14 protein-coding genes are annotated in these 19,427 nt (G+C 67.2%); 6 read left to right on the top strand and 8 right to left on the bottom strand.

Annotated features, from left to right (window positions below; translation table 11 throughout):
* From tssM to EJJ38_RS08235, 6 genes are read left to right on the top strand one after another with little or no spacing between them, the layout of a single operon-like run.
* Positions 1–3,588, top strand: a complete 3,588-nt coding sequence (gene tssM, locus EJJ38_RS08210; protein WP_127089597.1) for a type VI secretion system membrane subunit TssM — start codon at positions 1–3, stop codon at positions 3,586–3,588.
* On the top strand, positions 3,585–4,325 hold the full coding sequence (tagF, locus tag EJJ38_RS08215) for a type VI secretion system-associated protein TagF (RefSeq protein WP_127089598.1): 741 nt from the start codon (positions 3,585–3,587) through the stop codon (positions 4,323–4,325). Before tssM ends, tagF begins: the two co-directional genes overlap by 4 nt.
* The gene (locus EJJ38_RS08220) at positions 4,322–5,050 is read left to right on the top strand and encodes a PP2C family protein-serine/threonine phosphatase (RefSeq protein WP_127089599.1); all 729 of its coding nucleotides are present in this window, start codon (positions 4,322–4,324) and stop codon (positions 5,048–5,050) included. The genes tagF and EJJ38_RS08220 overlap by 4 nt, the downstream gene beginning before the upstream one ends.
* Complete coding sequence (locus EJJ38_RS08225; RefSeq protein WP_127089600.1) at positions 5,034–6,005, top strand: serine/threonine-protein kinase; 972 nt, start codon at positions 5,034–5,036, stop codon at positions 6,003–6,005. The genes EJJ38_RS08220 and EJJ38_RS08225 overlap by 17 nt, the downstream gene beginning before the upstream one ends.
* 1 nt (position 6,006) lies before the next feature.
* Positions 6,007–6,441 (top strand): hypothetical protein, encoded by a 435-nt coding sequence (locus EJJ38_RS08230; RefSeq protein ID WP_127089601.1) that lies wholly within the window; start codon positions 6,007–6,009, stop codon positions 6,439–6,441.
* On the top strand, positions 6,438–7,202 hold the full coding sequence (locus EJJ38_RS08235) for a MinD/ParA family ATP-binding protein (protein WP_127089602.1): 765 nt from the start codon (positions 6,438–6,440) through the stop codon (positions 7,200–7,202). The genes EJJ38_RS08230 and EJJ38_RS08235 overlap by 4 nt, the downstream gene beginning before the upstream one ends.
* A gap of 61 nt (positions 7,203–7,263) precedes the next feature.
* Here the strand turns inward: EJJ38_RS08235 and EJJ38_RS08240 are convergent, their stop codons facing one another.
* The 8 genes from EJJ38_RS08240 to EJJ38_RS08275 form a co-directional block, all read right to left on the bottom strand.
* Positions 7,264–8,574, bottom strand: a complete 1,311-nt coding sequence (locus EJJ38_RS08240) for a serine/threonine-protein kinase (RefSeq protein WP_127089603.1) — start codon at positions 8,572–8,574, stop codon at positions 7,264–7,266.
* A gap of 167 nt (positions 8,575–8,741) precedes the next feature.
* A complete protein-coding gene (locus tag EJJ38_RS08245; protein WP_127089604.1) occupies positions 8,742–10,379 on the bottom strand; it encodes a sigma 54-interacting transcriptional regulator in 1,638 nt (545 codons plus the stop codon).
* A 6-nt stretch (positions 10,380–10,385) separates the two neighbouring features.
* Positions 10,386–13,142, bottom strand: a complete 2,757-nt coding sequence (tssH, locus tag EJJ38_RS08250; protein ID WP_127089605.1) for a type VI secretion system ATPase TssH — start codon at positions 13,140–13,142, stop codon at positions 10,386–10,388.
* 202 nt (positions 13,143–13,344) lie between these two features.
* Entirely contained in the window at positions 13,345–13,860 is a 516-nt protein-coding gene (locus EJJ38_RS08255) for an Hcp family type VI secretion system effector (RefSeq protein WP_127089606.1), read from the bottom strand.
* A 259-nt stretch (positions 13,861–14,119) separates the two neighbouring features.
* Entirely contained in the window at positions 14,120–14,458 is a 339-nt protein-coding gene (locus EJJ38_RS08260; protein WP_127089607.1) for a hypothetical protein, read from the bottom strand.
* The gene (locus EJJ38_RS08265; RefSeq protein WP_127089608.1) at positions 14,455–16,242 is read right to left on the bottom strand and encodes a tetratricopeptide repeat protein; all 1,788 of its coding nucleotides are present in this window, start codon (positions 16,240–16,242) and stop codon (positions 14,455–14,457) included. Before EJJ38_RS08265 ends, EJJ38_RS08260 begins: the two co-directional genes overlap by 4 nt.
* Positions 16,243–16,248: 6 nt before the next feature.
* Complete coding sequence (locus tag EJJ38_RS08270) at positions 16,249–16,899, bottom strand: DUF3540 domain-containing protein (protein ID WP_164738460.1); 651 nt, start codon at positions 16,897–16,899, stop codon at positions 16,249–16,251.
* A 26-nt stretch (positions 16,900–16,925) separates the two neighbouring features.
* Positions 16,926–19,424 carry a type VI secretion system Vgr family protein gene (locus EJJ38_RS08275; protein ID WP_127089610.1) on the bottom strand — a complete coding sequence of 833 codons (2,499 nt, stop codon included), beginning with the start codon at positions 19,422–19,424 and terminating at the stop codon, positions 16,926–16,928.
* Positions 19,425–19,427 lie beyond the last annotated feature (3 nt).

Raw genomic sequence — 19,427 nt, forward strand, 5'->3', positions numbered from 1 at the left:
ATGCTCGCCGCCCTCATCGCGGACTTCCTGCGCATCCGCACCCTGCTCATGCTGGTGGGGCTGCTGTGCCTCGCCATCCTGATCTGGTTCGTCGGGCCTTATATCTCGGTGGCGGGCATCACGCCGCTCGCCGGGGCGAGCGTGCGCATGACGGTCATTGCGAGCCTGTTTGCCGCGGTGCTGCTGTCGCTGGTGCTGCGCATCTGGCTGTCGCGCCGGGCCAATGCCCGCGCCATCAAGACCCTGCTGGATTCCGACGGCCTCGCCCTGCTGGCAAGCGAGCAGTCCAGCGACGAGTTGGAGATCATCCGGGAACGGTTCGAGGGCGCCATGCGCGTCCTGAAGGACAATGCAATCGGCCACGAGGCCGGGCGCAATTACATGATCCAACTGCCCTGGTACGTGATCCTGGGGCCGCCCGGTGCGGGCAAGACCACTATCCTGAAGAATTCCGGCCTCAACTTCCCCTTGGCGGACCGGGTGGGCGACGACCCGGTCTCGGGTGTCGGTGGCACCCGCTATTGCGACTGGTGGTTCACGGACGAGGCGGTGCTGATCGACACGGCCGGCCGCTACACCACGCAGGACGTGAACAGCGAAGTGGATAAGGCCGCATGGCGCGGCTTCCTGGAGCTTGTCCGCAGCCACCGACCGCGCCGTCCCATCAACGGCGTCATTATCGGCATCAGCCTCGCGGACATTATCGGTACCAGTGACGCACAGCGGCGCAAGCATGCCGAAACCATCAAGCTGCGCCTGCAGGAATTGATGCGCTTCTTCGGCATGCCCGTGCCGGTCTATGTGCTCGTGACCAAATGCGACCTGCTGAGCGGCTTCAGCGAATATTTCGACGAGTTGGACGATACCGGCCGCGCCCAGGTGTGGGGCACCACGTTCCCGTTGGAAATCAACGCTTCCCAAGTGGAGGCGGAGTTCGACCGGAATTTCGTGGATCTCGTCTCCCGCCTTGAAACGCGCCTGATGAGACTATTGCATCAGGAGCGCGCCCTTGCGCGGCGCTGCCGCATGTTCAACTTCCCGAAGGAATTCGCCAGCGTCCGCGCTCCGCTGGCCGATTTCACCTCCTCCATCTTCAAGACCACGCGCTTCGAAATGCGCCCCATCCTGCGCGGCGTCTATTTCACCTCGGGCACACAGGCGGGCGCGCCCATGGAGCGCCTGCTGGGCGCCATGAGCCGCAATTTCGGCCTCTCGGGTGGTGCCAGGCGCAGCCAGTCCGGCACGGGGAAGGCCTTCTTCATCAAACGTCTCCTGTCGGACGTGATCTTCGACGAGCAGGGCCTCGTGGGCGCCAACCGGGGCCTCGAGCGTCGCCTCTCCGCCGTTCGCGCCGCCTGTTTCGTGGCGGTGGCGGGCGGCTCGCTGGCCCTTGCCTCCGGCTGGATCTTCGCCTCCTCCCGCGCCGACATCCGCATCGGCGAGACTCGTGTCGCACTGGATGAGTTGGACGGTGCCATGCGCACCCTTCCCCGCACGCCGACCTATACGGCGGTGATGCCGGTGCTGGCTTCGGCCGGTCACCTGGAAAAGGTGGCGGACGGCTCCAGTTCCTGGATCAATGCGGATATTCTCGGCATCTCGGCCGCCCCGCGGCTGGGGACCGCCGCGCAGAATGCCTATGATCAGGTGCTGCTGCACCGTCTCCTGCCCGCCTTCACGTCCCGTCTTGAGACGCGCATCTCTCAAGATCTCCAGGCCAATACGCCCTCCGCCCTGGAGGACATGCGCACCGCCCTCGCCACCTATCTGATGCTGGGGGATCCGGCGCGCTTCGATCGTGCGACCGTGCTCGAGATGGCCAAGAGCGAGGCGGCTCTGACCTACCCGCTCCAGCCGGACCAGCAGAAGGCCCTGCGGACCCATCTGGACAATATGGTGGCGCTGCTGCCGCGCCGGTCCGAACTGAACAACCCGTTGATCGCCGAGGCACGGACCCGCCTCGCGCGCGTGCCCCAGGTGGACCAGATCTATGCCCGCCTGCTGCGCGAGGGCTACCAGAACGCCCAGCTCCAGAGCGTGGATCTCGGGCAAGTCATCGGCACCCGCAGCGTCGCCGCCGGCCCGCAGGCCCAGACGAGCGGGGCCCTGGTCATTCCCGGCATCTTCACCCGGACCGGATTCTACAATTTCTTCCTGCCCAAGCTGCCGGTTCTGGTGAGCGAGGCGCTGGGGGCGGACTGGGTGGTGGGCAGCGGCTCGCAGCCCCAGTCCCAGGGCCTCGCGCGCCAGATCGCGGACCTCTATGTGCGCGACTATATCGCCGCCTGGCAGGGTGCCCTCTCGCAGATCACCGCTTTGCGCTTCACCACCCTCCCCCAAGCCATGGCCGTGCTCCAGAACCTCGCGGGCCCGCAATCGCCCATCGATGGGCTGGTGAATGCCGTGCGGGAGAACACCGACCTTCCCCCGCCAGGCCAGCAGAGCAACGTCCCCGTGCCGGCCGGACAGGCCGGAGCCCCCGGCCCCGCCGCCCTTCCGGGAGGCGCGCTGGCCCAGAGCGCCATGGGCGCGGCCGGAAACGCCGCAGCCAACGCCGCCTTGGGCGATGGCCCGTGGCCGGGCAAGGCCATCACCCAGCCCTTCATCCCCTTGATCCAGCTCGCCCTGCCCGGCTCAGGCGGCCAGCCCCAGGCCACCGCCCATATCCGGGACCTGGTCTCCAGCGTCTATGGCGTGCTGGCGGGCGTCGCCAATGCGGCGCAGCCGTCGGTGGCGGCCTTCCAGCTTCTGTCCAGCCAGGGCAAGCCGCAGGGCAATGATGCCTTCCAGGCGCTGCGCACGGATTCCGCCCTGCGCCCCGAGCCGGTGCGCACCATCCTCATGTCGGTGGCGGACAATTCCTGGAACACGCTGCTCGGGCTCGGCTACCAGAACGTCAACCAGGCCTGGAAGCAGGATGTGCTGCCGGTCTGCGAGGCCGCCATCGCCCGCCGCTATCCGGTCTATTCCGACGCCAAGGACGAAATCACCCTTGCCGACTTCACCGACTTCTTCCGGCCCGGAGGCACGCTGGACACCTTCTTCCAGCAATATCTCTCCAGCCTCGTCACCGAGCGGCGCGGCACCTATGTGCCGCTCGCGCAGGACGGCGCGCGCATCCCCGTGAGCCAGGCGACGCTCGCCCAGTTCAGCCGCGCCAAGCAGATCCGCGACGCCTTCTTCCCGAACAAGGGCCCGACGCTGCAGGTGAAATACGGCCTGACGCCGGTATTCCTCTCGCCGAACCTGCTACGCTCCACGCTGATCATCGATTCCACCACCATCGTGTATCGGCATGAAGCGCCCCGGACCTTTGACATGGAATGGCCCAACAAGGGCGAGGCCAGCACGGTGTCTGTGACCCTCATCCCCGTTGAGGGCAACGAAACGTCCGTGCAGCGCGCCGGTCCCTGGGCCCTCTTCCGCTTCATCACCGCCTCCGCGCCGCGCGGCCGGGCCGACCGCCAGACCTTCACGGTGAACGGGCCGGACGGGCAGAGCGCGAGCTATGAATTGCGGGCCGCCAGCGTGAATAGCCCGTTCGGGCTCGGCGCGCTGAGCGGTTTCCGGTGCCCGGACGAGCTATGAGCCCGGGTGGTGCCTCCCGTGGGGGTTTGTTCGGGAAAATTCCGTCCAAGGACGATTTCGTGCGGAGGCATTTGCCCGTCGCCTTCGTCACCCCCTGGGATGCGTGGCTCTCGCGCATGATGGTGGCCGGCTCGCAGAAGGCGGGAAGCGCCTGGAACTCCGTCTATCTCACCAGCCCGCCCTGGCGCTTCGCCCTTGATCCCGGCATCGCCGGGCCGGAGGGCTGGATCGGCGTGTTCGCCTCCTCCCTCGATCGGTTCGGCCGCGCCTTCCCCCTCACCGTGGCCGTGCCCTTCGTGCGCGAGTTCGGCGTGCTGGATTTGAAGGAAGAGACCCGCCCGCTCACCAGCCGCCTGGAAGCTCTCACCCTTCAGGTGATCGAGGGCAGCCTGGACGTGGAGGCTGCCGCCGGGGCCATCGTGGATTTCGCGGACCGCTTCCTCCCCGCCCCGGCCCCCGAGACCGTCCGGCGGCTGGTGCTGGACGGGCCGAACCGCACCGACCGCGTCTGGGTGGTGAGCGGGCGGCGCCATGCCACCGTGGCCGATGCGGCGGGCGACCTCCTCACCTGGACGCTGCGGGCGGATGCGGACCGGCCGGTGGGTCTGTCCTGCTGGTGGCATGAAGGCTGGGGCGACTTGCCGCCGGTCTGGTTGATGACGCGCGGCCTGCCGGGCGCGGACGCTTTCGAGCACATGATGAGCGGCCGCTGGGATGCCGCCGGGGGACGCGCATGATGTCGGCCACTTCCGCGCTCCACCCCCATGCCAGCGCCGCTACCCGCACCGGCCCGCTCCATGTGCAGAACGAGGACGCCCACCTCAAGCTGCCCGAAGCCGGCCTCTATGTGGTGGCGGACGGCATCGGCGGGCTTGCGGACGGCGCCGTGGCGAGCCGCGTGGTGGTGGAGATGCTCACCCGCATGGTCGTGCCCGGCGACAGCCTGGACACGCGCGTGCAGCAGGCGCGCGATGCCATTTCCCGTGCCAATACCGCCCTCTTCCTGGCCGGCCGCGAGGCCCAGGCCGCCATGGGCACAACGGTGGTGGTGGTGCTGGTGGGCGAGGATTGCGCCGTATGCCTCTGGGCGGGGGATTCGCGCGGCTATCTCATGCGCCAGGGACAGCTTCACCGCGTCACCACCGACCATGCCATCTTCGCCCGCATTTCCGACGAGCTGCCCCCGCGCAGCATGGTGACCCGCGCGGTGGGGCCGGACGAGAGCGTGGACCTTGATTGCGTTGTGTTCGACCTGGAGGTGGGGGATAGTCTGTTCCTGTGCACGGACGGGGTCTGCGGCAGCGTCCCGGAGGAGCGGCTGGAAGCGCTTCTTGACCTCGGAGTGCCCGTCACGGCGGACCATCTGGTGGCCGAGGCGGTCACCCGTGGTACACGGGATGACGCAACGGCCGTTGTGATCCGGATGTGCGGGGAGGAGGCAACCCATGTCACGCACGGTTGACCCCCGGCTCACACGCACTGCCGCCCAGTCTCGCCCCACCATCCTGCCGCCCCATCTCGGCACGCGCCTCAAGGGCCGCTATGAGCTGATCCAGGTGATCGGGCGCGGTGGCATGTCCACGGTCTATCATGCGGTGGACCATGTGCGGCTGCGCGCCCGCGCGCCCCAGCCCCATGTGGCCATCAAGCTCGCCGCCCTCGCCCCGCCCTATGACGAGGCGGCCCGCGCCCTGATCCACAAGGAAGCGCACCGCACGATGGAGATGGTCCATCCCCATATCGTGCGCGTCTATGACAGCGACCAGGACGGGGAGAGCCATTTCCTCGTCATGGAGCTGCTCCAGGGCCGGACGCTCGCCGCCGTGCTGCGCGAGACCGAGGGCAAGGGCTTGGAATGGCGCCAGGTCCGGGGCGTGGTGCAGTGCGTGGGGTCGGCGCTCGCCTTTGCCCATGCGCGCGGCATGATGCATGGCGACCTCAAGCCGGGAAACGTCTTCGTGTGCCTGGACGGCAGCGTGAAGGTGCTGGATTTCGGCCTGTCGCACGGCGCGCCGCAGGGAGAAGCGGAAGAGGATTCCACCATCCGCCTGCTGGATCTCGTGGGCGCTCTCACCCCCACTTTCGCCTCGCCCGAACGCCTTGAAGGCGCGGACCCGAGCCCCGCCTGCGACCTGTTCGCCTTCGGCGTGCTCATCTACGGCATGGCCAGCGGCCAGCATCCCTTCCAGCGCCGCAATGCGCTGGAGGCGCGCGAATCCGGCGCCGAGCCCATGCGGCCCGAAGGGCTATCCGGCGCGCAATGGAGCGCGCTCAAGAGCCTGCTGGCGTTTGATCCCGCCACCCGCCCGCGCCGCATCGAGGATTTCACCGCCCGCTTCCTGGCCGAGCCCTGGAGCCTGCCGCGCCTGCGCGGGCGGCTGCCTCTCACCGCGCCTTTCGCTCCGGCCCGCAGGTGACATGGTGAGCCAGACGGACCACGCCCTCCTGACCTTGGAAACCCTGTGCCGCGAGATCGCGCGCGGGCAGTACGACCATTCCGACGACCTGTTCGCCCTCACCGCCGCCGACGATGCGCCGGAGACCGTGCGGCATCTGGCTGAATCCTTCGGCTTCATGCTGGTGAGCGTGGAGGCGCGCGAAATGCGCCTCACCCATCTGGTGGAGGAGCTTCAGGACCTTCAGAAGCAATTGGAGACGGCCAATGCCCGGCTCGCCAAGGAGAATGCCACGCTGTCCTCCGCCGTGGCGGAGCTGACCGTTGAGATCGACCGGCAACGCTTCAAGCGGGAAGTCGGCGCCATCACGGAATCGGATTATTTCCAGGACCTGCAAAGGCGCGCCCGCAACCTGCGTGCGCGCCACAAAAACACGGAGCCGGGGGACCGGGAATGACACGCATCGTCTCCACCCATTCCTATCGGGGCGGCACGGGAAAATCGACCATCACCGCGAACCTCGCCTTCCTGCTGGCAAGCCAGGGCGCGAAGGTGGGCGTGGTGGACACCGACATTCTCTCGCCCGGCATCCATGTGCTGTTCGGGCTTGAGGCGGGAAGCACGCCCTATACGCTCAACGACTATCTCTGGGGTCGCTGCTCCATTGAGCAGGCGGCTGTGGACGTCACCGCGCGCGTCTTCCCGAACGGTGGGCACAATGGCGGGTGCATCCATCTCCTGCCGTCCAGCATGCAAACCGGGGAAATCGCCCGCGTTCTCAAGGAAGGCTTCGAGGTAGACCTGCTGAATGACGGGTTCCACGCTCTGTGCGAACGGCTGGAGCTGGACTACCTGCTCATCGACACCCATCCGGGGGTGAACGAGGAGACGCTGCTCTCCATCGCCATATCGGACACGCTGCTGCTGGTGCTGCGGCCCGACCATCAGGATTACCAGGGCACGGCCGTGACCCTGGAACTGGCGCGGCGGCTGGATGTGCCGCAATTGCTGCTGGTGGTGAACAAGGTGCTGCCCGCTTTCGACCAGCGCGAATTGTCCGACCGCATCTCCACAGTGTTCCGCACCCCGGTGGCCGCCGTGCTGCCGCTGAACGAGGATCTGGTGCGCCTCGGCAGCTCCGGCATCCTGGCGGCGCTGTCACCCAACAGCGATTATGTGAGCGCGCTCCGGACGGTGTCGAAGCTGGTCCAGTCCTGACCGGACGAGCCTGGGCGGCGGGGCGTCTCGTGTGACACGAACCGCCCGTCGCTCCTGAGCCTCACCGCCCCTGGAAGGCCGCGAGGAAAGCCCCCGCATCGGGATGGCGCTCGTCCTGCCGGAAGGCCAGGGCAGCGTCCACGGCGGCCTGCATGGCGTCCGTCAGCCCCGCAATCACGGGCGGCTCCATCCCGCGCTCCTGGGCCTCCGTGGCCGGTGTCCGGTCGAACGGGTGCTTGCGCGTCAGCATCAGGTGGATGATGCAGCCGAAGGCATAGACATCATCGCGCGGATCGCGCGGGCCGCCCCGTAACTGTTCGGGGCTGGCATAAGCGGGCGTCATGGCATCCAGCGCCATGACATCGAAATCTCCTGCCCGCGCGGCGCTGGCGATGCCGAAATCCAGCACTTTCAGCGGCCCCTCCTGGGAGAGGAAAAGGTTCGCCAGCTTGAGGTCCGCATGGGTCACGCCCCGCGAATGCGCATGGGCGAGGGCCGAGAACATGTCGCGGATCGCCCGCCATGCGGCGGGGCTGCCCGCGAAATCGCTGTCCCCGCGCAGGCACACGTCCAGGGAGCGCCCTTCCAGCAGTTCCATAACGATGAAGGGGTGCGTGCCGTCCCGGTCAAAATCATGCACGGCGACGATGTTGGGATGGGACAGGTCCTGTGTGCGCCGCGCTTCCGCCTCCATGGCGCGCAGCGCGTCGGGATGGGCGCCGAAATTGCCGTTCAGCAGCTTGATGGCCACATAGGGACGGCTGTCCGCCGCCTCCACCCGCCGCCGGTCCACGGCACGGTAAACGACGCCCATGCCACCGCGTCCCAACTCCGCGTCCAGCACGAAGCGGTCTCGCAGGATCTGGCCGACACGGTTCTCCTCGCGCCCGTCCCGCCCCAGCATGATGGGGCGCCCCGAGCCCGCCGCGCTCTTGCGCGCATCTTGGCGCAGGCGGGCGGAGCGGAACGCAGCCAGGGCATCGTCGAGCTGACGCTGGTTCTGCCGCTCCCGCGCCTCCCCGCCTTTGCGCAAATCCTTGAACTGGCCGAGCAGCGCGGACAGCACCACCGAATCCACCCGCTCCCGCAGGGTCTCCTCCCGGTTGTCCTCCGCCTCTCCAACCGGAGGAAGCTCCGGCAGATCACGCGCGGGCTCCTCGGCCGGACGCCCCGCCTCCTGGAACAGCAGCATGGCAAGGTCATAGGGCATGCGGCCCAGATTGATCTGTTCCTGCAGCGCCGAGGACAGGCCCGACAGCATGGGATCGTGGTCGCGGCAATAGCCTCGCACCTCCAGGGTGAGCTGGTCGAAGGTGCGGCGCCCCGCGAAGAAGCCCGTGAGGATCTGGTTCAGGCGCGGATCAATGGCCACTTCTTCTTTGCCTCATACCCTCGGTCCGCGCTTCGGGCGGTTCCGAGTGGGTTTCGCCCCCGCAGCTCAGATCGTCTGAGTTGCGTCCTCAAGAGCCGGTTCGGACAGGCCGGGCCGGAGCGTCGCGGACGCGACCTGGATCCCGAAGGGCATTCGGGAGCTTGGTATCACATGCGGCTGGGCTGACGGATATCGTACCGCGAGAGCTTCTCCACCAGGCTGCGGCGGGAGATCTTCAGCAGGTCCGCCGCCCGGCTCTGATTCCAGCCGGTCTCCCGCAGCTTAACCTCAATGATGGCCGCCTCGTAATTCTGCACCATCAGGCGCAGTCCCGCATCCTCTTCGCCCGCATTGAGCACCGGCGCAGGTGTTCCGGCTCCGGTGGAAAGATCGGCGGGCAGATGGTGCAGATCAAGCCGCCCGCCGTCGCACAGCAGCACCGCCCGCTCCATGATGTTCTTCAGCTCGCGGATATTGCCGGGGAAGCGCCAGCCCAGTAGGCGGTCCAGCGCCTCCGGCGACAAAGCGGGCGCGCGGCGGCCGAGGGAGGCGCAGGCCAAGGTGAGGAAATGGTCGATCAGAGCGGGGATGTCGTCGGTGCGCTCGCGCAAGGGCGGCAGCGTGATGGGAAAGACGGAGAGGCGGTAATAGAGGTCTTCCCGAAACTGGCCCTGGGCGATCTTGGCGGGCAGGTCCGCATTGGTGGCGGCGACGATGCGCACATCCACGATCTCCGTGCGCGTGTCGCCCACCGGGCGCACCTCACCCTGGCCCAGCAGCCGCAGGATCTTGGCCTGGAGGCCGAGGGGCATGTCGCCTACCTCGTCCAGAAACAGCGTGCCCCCGTTGGCGGCATGGACGAGGCCCGGCCTGTCCGCATGGGCGCCCGTGAAGGCGCCTTTCCGATAGCCGAACAGCTCGCTCTCCAGCAGATGCTCCGGCAAGGCCGCGCAGTTCTGCACCACGAAGGGCCGCCCCGCGCGCTGGCTTGCGGCATGGAGCATCTTGGCGAATACCTCCTTGCCGGTGCCGGTCTCGCCCAGGAGCAGGACGGGCACGGTGGCGGGTGCCGCGCGCTGGAGGAGCGCTTGCGCCACCTGAAAGCCCGCGCTGGCGCCGATCACGCCGTCGCCGGCCGCGCGCTGCTGCTTGAGGCGGGTATTCTCCTCCTCAAGGTCGCTGCGCGCTCGGTCGAGCTGGCGGATCAGCCGCCGGTTCTCGTCGAACAGGCGGGCATTGGAGATGGCCACCGCCGCATTGGACGCGAAGCAGCGGACCATGCGCTCTGAGCGCTCGCTGAGCGCCCGGCCGTCCCCTTCCGCCTCCATGCGCACATTGGTGAGCTGGAGCACGCCCAGCGTCATGCCTTCCAGGGAACGCAAGGGCAGCGCCACGAAGGAGCGCGTGCGGAAAGCGGTGCGGGCCTCCCGCACATAGAGGGCCGAGAAATCGAAGCCTGTATAGGCCCGCACATCCGCGATGTTCACCACCCGGCCGGTCACCGCCGCAAACGCGCTGGGATCGTCCAGGTTGAAGGAATTGGCGGCGCGATAGAGCGCCACGCTCTGGTCGAGCCCCGCCAAAGCGGGCTCGGCCTCGTTCTGGCCCACGAGACAGTGCAGCTCGCGGCCAGTGCGGTCCAGAACCAGCACGCGACCGCCCTCCGCCGAGGTGAGGCGGCGGGCGGCGCTGACGATGGCATTGAGAAGGCTCTCCAGCCGCCGCTCCGTGGCGAGGGCTGTGGTCACCTCCATCAATTCCTCAAGCGCCGCCAGCGGGTCGTTGGCCACTGCGTCCACTGTCACGCGACCTCAGACCAGTTCGGGAGCGGACTGGGTCTCGGGCTCGAGCTGCGTCTCCTCCTCCACCGGCTCCGGCGTTCCAACGGTATCGGAGAAGATGTAGGCGAAGCGGCCATCCGCGCCGAGGTCCACATGCAGCGCGTCCGCCTGCTTCTCCTCGCTCATGCGGGCCAGAAGCTCGGTGGCGATCTCCGGCAGCAGGGTCTTGGAGACGATGTGGTCGATGTTGCGCGCGCCCGTCTCCACCTCGGTGCAGCGCTCCGCGATCTGGCGCACCACGGCGTCGGAATAGGAGAAGGCCATCCTCTGGCTCTCCTTGAGGCGCTTGCCCACCCGGTCCAGCTTGAGGCGCACGATCTCGCCCAGCGTGTCCCCCAGCAGCGGAAAGAAAGGCACGATCTGCATGCGCGCCAGCAGCGCGGGCTTGAAGTGCCGCGACAGGGCCGGGCGGATGGCGGAGACGAGGTCGTCCACCGAAGGGCGCTCCTCGGCGAGGCCCATCTGCGTGATCTGGTCGGTGGCGAGATTGCTGGTGAGGATGACGATGGTGTTCTTGAAGTCGATGACGCGGCCCTCGCCGTCCGAGAGCACGCCCTTGTCGAACACCTGGTAGAAGAGGTTCATCACCTCCGGGTCGGCCTTCTCCACCTCGTCCAGCAGGACGACGCTGTAGGGGCGCTGGCGCACGGCCTCCGTGAGGATTCCGCCCTCGCCATAGCCCACATAGCCGGGCGGGGAGCCGACCAGCTTGGAGACGGTGTGTCGCTCCTGGAACTCCGACATGTTGATGGAGACGAGGAAGCGCTCGCCGCCGAACAGCAGGTCCGCCACGGCGGTGGCCAATTCCGTCTTGCCGACACCCGAGGGGCCGACGAACAGGAACACGCCCATGGGCTGGGTGGGGCTGTTGAGCCCCGCCTTGGCGGCCCGCATGCCCTCGTCGATGGCGCTGACAGCCTGGGACTGACCCTTGATACGGCGGGCGAGATTATCGGCCAGCGCAAGGACAGAGGCCGCCTCGTCGCGCACCATGTTGCCCATGGGAATGCCGGTCCAGTCGGCGATCACCTGACCGATGGTCTCCGGCGTCACTTCGTAATGGAGCAGGCCCGCGCGGCCCTGGTGGGCGCGCAGCTCCGCGATGGCCGTGGAAAGGCCCGCGCGAATGTCGGTCTCGGCCGGGGCTTCGGCCGGCGGCGCGTCTTCCTCGCCTTCCGGCTCGGCGGTGCCCTCGTTCAGCGCGTTCAATTCCTGGCGCAGGGTGAGGATGCGGTCCACCAGCGCCTTCTCAGCCTGCCAGCGAGCTTCCATCTGCGCGATGTCGGCCCGCAGGAGCACGATATCGGCCTCGATCTCGGCGCAGCGGGGATTGTCGCCGCTACCCAGCGTGGCGCGGTCGCGATGCAAGGCGGCAAGCTCGCGCTCCAGCATGGCGATGCGCCGCTCATTGCCCTCCAGCGCCTGGGGGCGGCTGGAGAGGGAGAGCTTCACGCGGGCGCAAGCGGTGTCCAGAACGTCCACCGCCTTGTCGGGCAACTGGCGGCCGGAAATGTAGCGCGCCGACAATTGAGCGGCGGACATCACCGCATCGTCGCGCACATAGACATTGTGGCTGCGCTCATAGATGGGCCGCAGGCCACGCAGGATGGTGGCCGCGTCCGCCGGGCTCGGCTCGTCCAGCTTCACCACCTGGAAGCGACGTTCCAGCGCCGCGTCCTTCTCGAAATACTTCTTGTATTCGCTCCAGGTGGTGGCCGCGATGGTGCGCAGCTCGCCGCGCGCCAGAGCGGGCTTCAGCAGGTTGGCCGCATCGCCGCCGCCCGCCGGGCCGCCCGCGCCCACCAGCATGTGCGCCTCGTCGATGAAGAGGATGATGGGCGTGGGCGAGGCCTTCACCTCCTCCACGATCCCCTTCAGCCGGTTCTCGAACTCGCCCTTCACCCCGGCGCCCGCCTGGAGCATGCCGAGATCGATGCCCACCAGGTCCACCTGCTTGAGGAAGTCCGGCACGTCGCCTTGCGCGATCTTGAGGGCCAGGCCCTCCACAACGGCGGTCTTGCCGACGCCCGGCTCGCCCACGCAGATGGGGTTGTTCTTCCGCCGCCGACCCAGAATGTCGATCATCTGCTGGATCTCGCGATCACGGCAGAAAACGGGATCGATCTTGCCCGCCTTGGCGAGCGCGGTGAAATCCGTGGCGAAGCGGCCGAGCACGCTGTCCGGCGAGCGGGAGGTGATGCCCTCCCCCTTGCGCGGGGCCTCGCTTGCGCCCGCAATGGCCGGACCCGCCTCTTCCGCCGAGGCGGCGAGAAGATCGCGGAACTTCGCCTTCAACTCGCCCGCCGGCACCTGCCGCACCACATCCCACCAGTCGGACAGGCTGAAGCGGTTGGCATTGTTGAGGATGGCCAGCAGCACGGTGCCGGACCGGATGGACCCCAGCTTCAGCTCCACAGAGCCCAGGAGCCATGCGTCGGTCAGAATCTCGATGAGGCTCGGCGCGAAGACCGGGCGGCCGGGATTGCCGGACTTCATGTCCTCCACGGCGCGCTGCAGTCGGCGCTTGAGGCCTGGAATGTCGGCCTCGAAACGGCGCAGCGCCAGGACCAGATCGCGGTCGGCATCATCCACCATGGTGAGCAGGAAATGCTCGACCGTGACCTCATAATTGCCCCGTCCCACCGCCAGGCCCGCGGCCGTTTCCAGGGAGCGCTTGGCATAGGGGCCGAGGCGATCGAGCAGGGACTTCAGATCGAGCGAGAGCATGGACGCCTTTCCCCGCAGGGTCGTGCCGTCATCCCCCTTCGGGTGCGGCGGACCTTGAGTGCGGAGGGCGGGCCGCAGCATGCCGAAACGCCACCCTCACGGCGCGCAGAAAAGCGGTAGTACGTGACCTCGCAATGACATCGAACGCAAAGCGGGCCGGACCCGCGAAGGTCCGGCCCGCAAAAGTCGGTCAGGCCGCCGATCAGGTGGCGGGCTTGCGCCAGTCGTCGGAACCGGAGGTGCCGGCCTTCTCGTGCGTCCAGGTCACCTTGCGATAGGTGAAGGACCACTCTTCCATGTGCTGGAGCTGCGCGTTCTCGGTCAGCAGCACGTTGGGGATGATGGCCTTGCCGTCCACGAGCACAGCGTCTTCCCACTTGATGGTGAAGTACTGTTCCTGCTGGCCCTTGGTGGAGGTGCGCCAGAACTTCAGGGTCACGTTGGTCAGCACTTCGCCGGTGGCGAGCGCCTGCCACAGCAGGGGCGACGCCTTGTCGAGATACTTCACCAGCGTGGCAGGCTGATGCACGCGCTGGCCGGAGGGCTGGCCGGACTGGGGATCGCGCGGGATGATCACATTGCTGCTGAACGCCTGGACGATGGACTCGTCCTCATGGCCTTCCTGCCACAGGTTGCCGACGCTGTCGGCGGTGAAGGCGCCCTTGGTGATGTCGCCCTGCTTTTCGCCGGTGATGCTGACATAAGCGGGAGTAGGCATTTTCGGTCTCGTCACTTGCAGGCCGGCGTGGTGCCGGCGCAAAAGAGAGAGCAAAGGCGATGCCAAACTACTTTCACGAACACGTCATATTACGCAAAACGTTTCGGGGCAGTGCTTTTCAGTGGAATCTGAATTCCTGATCACACTCCGATATCATCTTCGATCACCCACCCATCTGCGCGGGTTTCCGCTCAGATGCGGATGGTGAGCGGGTTTCCGCTCAGTGTCACGATACCGTCTCCGGCCCGAGGGCGTTCCGTCACACGGCACCGACCGGCACCAGCCGACAGGTCACGTCGAGAAAGGCACGGGTCTTCAGATCGATAACCGCACGCCCCTCGCAGCGATATCCCGTGCGCCCGCTCAGTGCCTCTCCGCCGACATCATAGGTGAGCGCGGCGCGCCCCTGGTGGCTCACGGCCTCGCGCGGGGCGACACGCAGAAGCAGGTTGAGCGCCATCCCGTCGGACCTCAGCTCCCGCCAGGTCTGGGCAGCCCCGCCGTTTCCCGCCGGATGGGCGAGGATGGTATCGCGGACGGCCAGGGACAGAAGCTTCTCGAAGGGGTCGATATCCCGCTCGGGCGGCTGCCAGGTCATTCTTCCTCTCCCCCTGCCCCCGCAAGCACCGCGCGGGCGAAATCGGCGCAGACGGCCGGATTGGCATCGAGCGTGCGCGCAACGTCCCGGCCGCGCACCACATGCAGGCTCGGATACCAGATGGATCGCCCCTCCCGATGCGCCCAGGACCAGGGTTGGGCGGGCGGCACGGCGACGATGCCCGGCCGTCCCAAAGCGCCCGCCACATGGGCCGGCAGGCCATCCGCGCAGACGGCGAAATCGAGAAGGGCGACGCAGGCCGCCAGATCCTTCGCATCGCGGAACCGGGCTCCCGCATCGAGGATGGAATCGCGGCCCTGCAGGTCCTGCCGCCGTCCGTCGAAGGCAAGGGAGACCAACGTCGCGCACTCCGGCCCTACGCTTTCCACCCACGCAGCAAGGGATGCGAGATCGAACCCCGCCGCATCGTCCCAGTAGAGGCCAATCCACGGTCGCTTGAATGCCTCCAGGGCCTGACGCCACATATCCAGGCGGCTCGCCTCCACCGCCAGATATGGCGGCTGGGCCGTCGTCCCCCTGCGGCGCGGGAGTTCGCCCAGGGAAATGGCCTCGGGTGGCGCGGGTTCCACGGAAAGCCGCAGGCCGGGCACCCCGTCCAGCAGCGGCACGAGAGCCGCCTCCAAGTGGCAGACCGGCGGTTCCGCCGATGTCGTTCCCTGCGCGAAGCGCGCGAGCAGCAAGGCCTCCCCGGCCGGAATGCCGGGCGGGACCAGAACCGCATCCGGCATGTTCGGGACATCCGCCCGGACGGGCCACACCTCGTCCACCCGGCCAAGAGCCAGCTTCAGTTCATCCCGCCACGTCTCGAAGGAGGGCGTGGACGGCGCGCGGCGTGCCGCCTCGCTTGCGCAGGCCAGGGCCTTTTCCAGATCGCCCGTCAGGCGCAGCAGCGTCGCCATGCGCATGAGGAGATCGGCATCATCGGGCACGCGCCGCACCAGGGCCGCGAACGGCGCCAGCGCCTCGGCCGTCTCGCCCCGTGCGATGCGCGCATGTGCCAGCAGGAAAGCGGCCTCCACATGGAGGGGCGCGACAGCGACGGTGCGCACCAGATGGCGCTCCGCCTCCTCCATCCGTCCAGCCTCCATGAGCCGCCGCGCCAGAAGGCAGACGCCATCATGAGAGGCGGGCGCACGTAGATAGGCCAGTTCGGCTGTCTCCAGCGCCGCCTGCCGCTGTCCCGTCTGGGCCAGGGCATCGCTGAGAAGGATCAGGTCGCCCTCCTCCTCCGGCCGCAGGGCCAGGGCACGCCGCACCGCTCGCTCGGCGGCGGTGGGGCGGTTCTCCAGCAGCGCGATGCGCGCGTCGAGGCCGTGAATTTCTGCCTGCAGGGCTATGTCAGCCTCGAGCCCCTCCAGGGCCGCAACGCTGCGCAGGCGCTCGCGGGCCGCGTCGATATCCCCCAGCGACAGCAGGATGCTCACAAGGGCGCAGCTATAGGCGCCTTCGGCGGGCGCGAGATCCACCGCGCGCTCATAGCAGAAGCGCGCCTCGGCTCCCCGCCCCTCCACGCGATGCAGCAGGCCGAGATTGGCGCTGACATCCGCCCGCTCCGGCGCCGCTTCCGCAAGCCGCCCCAGCAGGACGAACGCGCGCTCCCGATCCCCGGCCGCGATCAGGACGGCGCTTTTCAGCACCAGGGCATCCATGTCACGCGGGGAATCAGCCAGCAGGTCGTCGGCAAGCCGGTCCGCCTCGGCGTGGCGGCCCTCGGTCATGAGGCGGCGGGCGGCATCGAGGCGCATCGGTCGCGACAGGCCCATGCGCGCTCAGCCCACCGTGACGCGCTTGGCGTCGAGGCGCACATCCTCGCGGGCAACGATGACCGCCGTGGCCGCGCTGCTGCTGGAGACCGTGTCCACCTGCTGCACCAGCGTTCCCGCCTGCACCACATCCGCGCCGCGCACGATTGTTGTCCGCTCGTCCGCATGGAGAACCACCGTCCGGGCCGTGGTTTCCTGGCGCCGGACAACGGAGCGAACCTGATCCATCACCTGCGACAGCAGCCGCCCGACAAAGGAGAGCGTCTCGGCCTGGATGGTCACGCGCCGACCGCGCACCAGCGCATCCTCCGCCCCGGCAAGAACAAGGCGCTGCCCCGCTTCAAGGTTCAGGGTGGGTGCCGAGACCGTCAGTTCGGCCCCGCCGGGAACGGAGACGCGCGCGGCATCGCCCACCAGCCGATCAAGCACCGAGAGGATGAACACCTCTCCTCCCACCTGGGCTACGAGCACCCGATCGCCAACGGCTGGCTCCACAAGGCAGCCGAAGGCGCGGCGCGCCGCCACCTCGTCTTCCTCAACGGCCACCCTCAGGCCGCCCGCGACGGCAAGGACTCGGCCGGCGCACAGGTCCGGCGCACCCGCAGCCGGGCGCTCAGGCGCGGCGGACGGGGATGCAGAACGCACGCAGGGCAGCACGGACCTCTCCTCTTCCGGCATGGCCATCACATAAAGCTTTCGAGGGTGACGAAATTCACCTTCATCTCGGTCTTGTTCGAAGCGGTCATCAGCTTCTTGAACATAAGCTCGCCCTGCTCGGCCGTGAATTTGTCCGAGGCGACCTTTGTGTTGGTGTGCTCAAGCACTGTGTTGGCGAACTTCCCATCGAGACCACTGACGACCTTGAAGTCCTCGTTCGCGATCTTCATGTCGGAGTTGGTAATCTTCATATCGGAGGTAGTTATCTTCATGTCGCCCTTCCCCATGCAGAGCTTGCCGGAAGAGCCGATGATCAGGTCCCATTTTCCGCCGATGACGATGGAATTGTAGATTCCGATAGTCGTGGAATTATATCCCGACAATTGCAACGTGATGGAAATGGCTGCCTTGATGGTCTGCTCAAAGCCGAGGAACATCGTGAAGGACTCGCCCATCGTATATTTGGTCGAGGTGCCGGAAATCCACTGATAGGTGTCGCCGCCGGACTTGGTCGAGACGGTGTTCGTGGCGGAGATGCTGATGTCCGCCATCTGCGTGTTCGCGCCCACGGTGCCGGCCTTTAGCGTGATGCCGTTATAGGCGGTCACCTTGAACTGCCCGGTATCCACCTGGTGGGTCACATCGCCCGCGCTCACCTCGGTGGCCTGGCCTTTGCCGATCTTCATCACGCTGGCGCCAAGGATGTTCGTGTCCACATCCTGGTCCGTATAGATCAGGACGCCGTTTCCCGAGATGTTCGCACTGTTGGTGCTCACGGACGATTTGGACGTGGCCTGCTTGTTGGAGGAGGCTTTGTCGAAGCCGCCGTTATAGTTCCAGTCCTGCCCGTCCTGGCTGACCGTGGATGTGGAGTATTTCACCCCCGATTGGACGGCCTTGTCTCCATCGACCAGGGCGCCGAGGCGCAGATAGGTGCCGGTGGGCGGGGTGTCGTCCACCTTTGCCGGCACGTCGAAGCGGATGAAGCGGGGATCGGTGTCGGTCTTGCCGTCATCCATCTCCAGCAGAAGGCCGCCGGTGGTGCGCAGCCGGTTCACGGTGCTGCCGGCATTGTTGACCACGTTACCGTTCTTGCTGTTGAACGCCGAGCCCAGGATCACCGGGCGGTCGGGATCGCCATTCTCGTAGCTCACCAGCACTTCGGCGGTCCGCACCAGCGGAACATGCAGGCCAGCCACCACGCTGTTGGCGCTGGCCCCCGCATAAGGCTGGCTCTGGCGCACCGGCGCCGAGCCCTTGCCGGGCGTCGCCTTGGAGGCCCCTTCATTGTAGCGCAGCGCGATGCGATAGCGGCCCATGGAATCCAGCACGGCCCGCTTGTCCGCGGAATCCTCGCTGTCCACTACCGCATTGAACACGCCGGGCATGACCGGCCTGGGCGTCACCCGGCGCGGACGGAAGGCCTGGCTCTTGCGGATGGCGGTGAAGGCGTTGGAATAAGGCTGCGTGGCATAGCCCGCCTGATAGCCGTCCGGCCCCTCCTGCCCCGCCATATGCCGGGCCGCGATCACCACATAGTCCGTATTGAAGGACGAGATGGGGTGGCTGGTGAGGGTGAAAACGGTTCCGGTGCGCAGGGAGGCGATGGTGCTCTCGCACTCGAAGACCTGCGCCTGCCACGCCGCCTCTTCCGCGCGCAGGGCCACCAGCTTGTTGCCCTCATCCACGCTCGGATAGTGGTCGCCATATTCGACCACCGCTCCGATGCCATCCCCTTGGCTGGAGCGCACCAGAAGGTCGGTCTCGGCGGACTCATAATTGTAGTCGCGCAGATTGTAGCGCTGGAGCTGGGGACGGGAGACGCTGGTGAGCGAGGTCACCACCTGCTCCTCCACCGAGGTGGTGGTGGCGGCCGCCTTGAACTGGACGCTGGCCATGTCGGCGGGCGCGAAGGCGGCGTTCAGCGCCCCCAGCACCACCTTGTCGGTCACGGACGTGTCGGAGGCGGAAAACTCGAAGAAATAGAAGACACCGTAGGTCTCGCAGGTCCGCGAGAAGAACTGGAAGTCGCTTTCGTTGAATTTCGTGATGTTCTTGCGAGCATAATCGTCGCCCACGGAATCATGGAGCTGATACTCGATGGTGACGCCCCGGCTGCCCTCGGTGGCGCTGGAGGAGAGGGAGCCGTCCAGCACGCCGGATAGGAGCTGCTTCAAGGTCAGCGCACTGTCCGTGGCGAAGATCTCATTCTGCCGGGTCCGGTCCAGCAGCGCGAGGCGCGGCACCAGCACCACGGCGTAGCTGTAGCTGTTCACATCCACCTTGTTGAGGACGCGGAATTCCAGGATCACCCCGCCTATGGCCCGGCTGGTCTCGTTCACCGTCACCTTGAAGGCGGCAGGCTTGCCCGCGATCTGCTCCTGGGAAAAGTCGCTGGTGGAAACGAACACCGCCTCCAGCCGGAACGGGCTGGACACGCCCTCATCCAAGGTGAAGGCGGCGCAGGCGGCATCCGTCAGCTTGAGTGCCGGGATCGAGAGCTGCAGAAGCTGGGTATTGGACATGAC

Origin of the sequence: Aquabacter cavernae (genome assembly GCF_003993795.1) — a bacterium.
Classification (GTDB): domain Bacteria; phylum Pseudomonadota; class Alphaproteobacteria; order Rhizobiales; family Xanthobacteraceae; genus Aquabacter; species Aquabacter cavernae.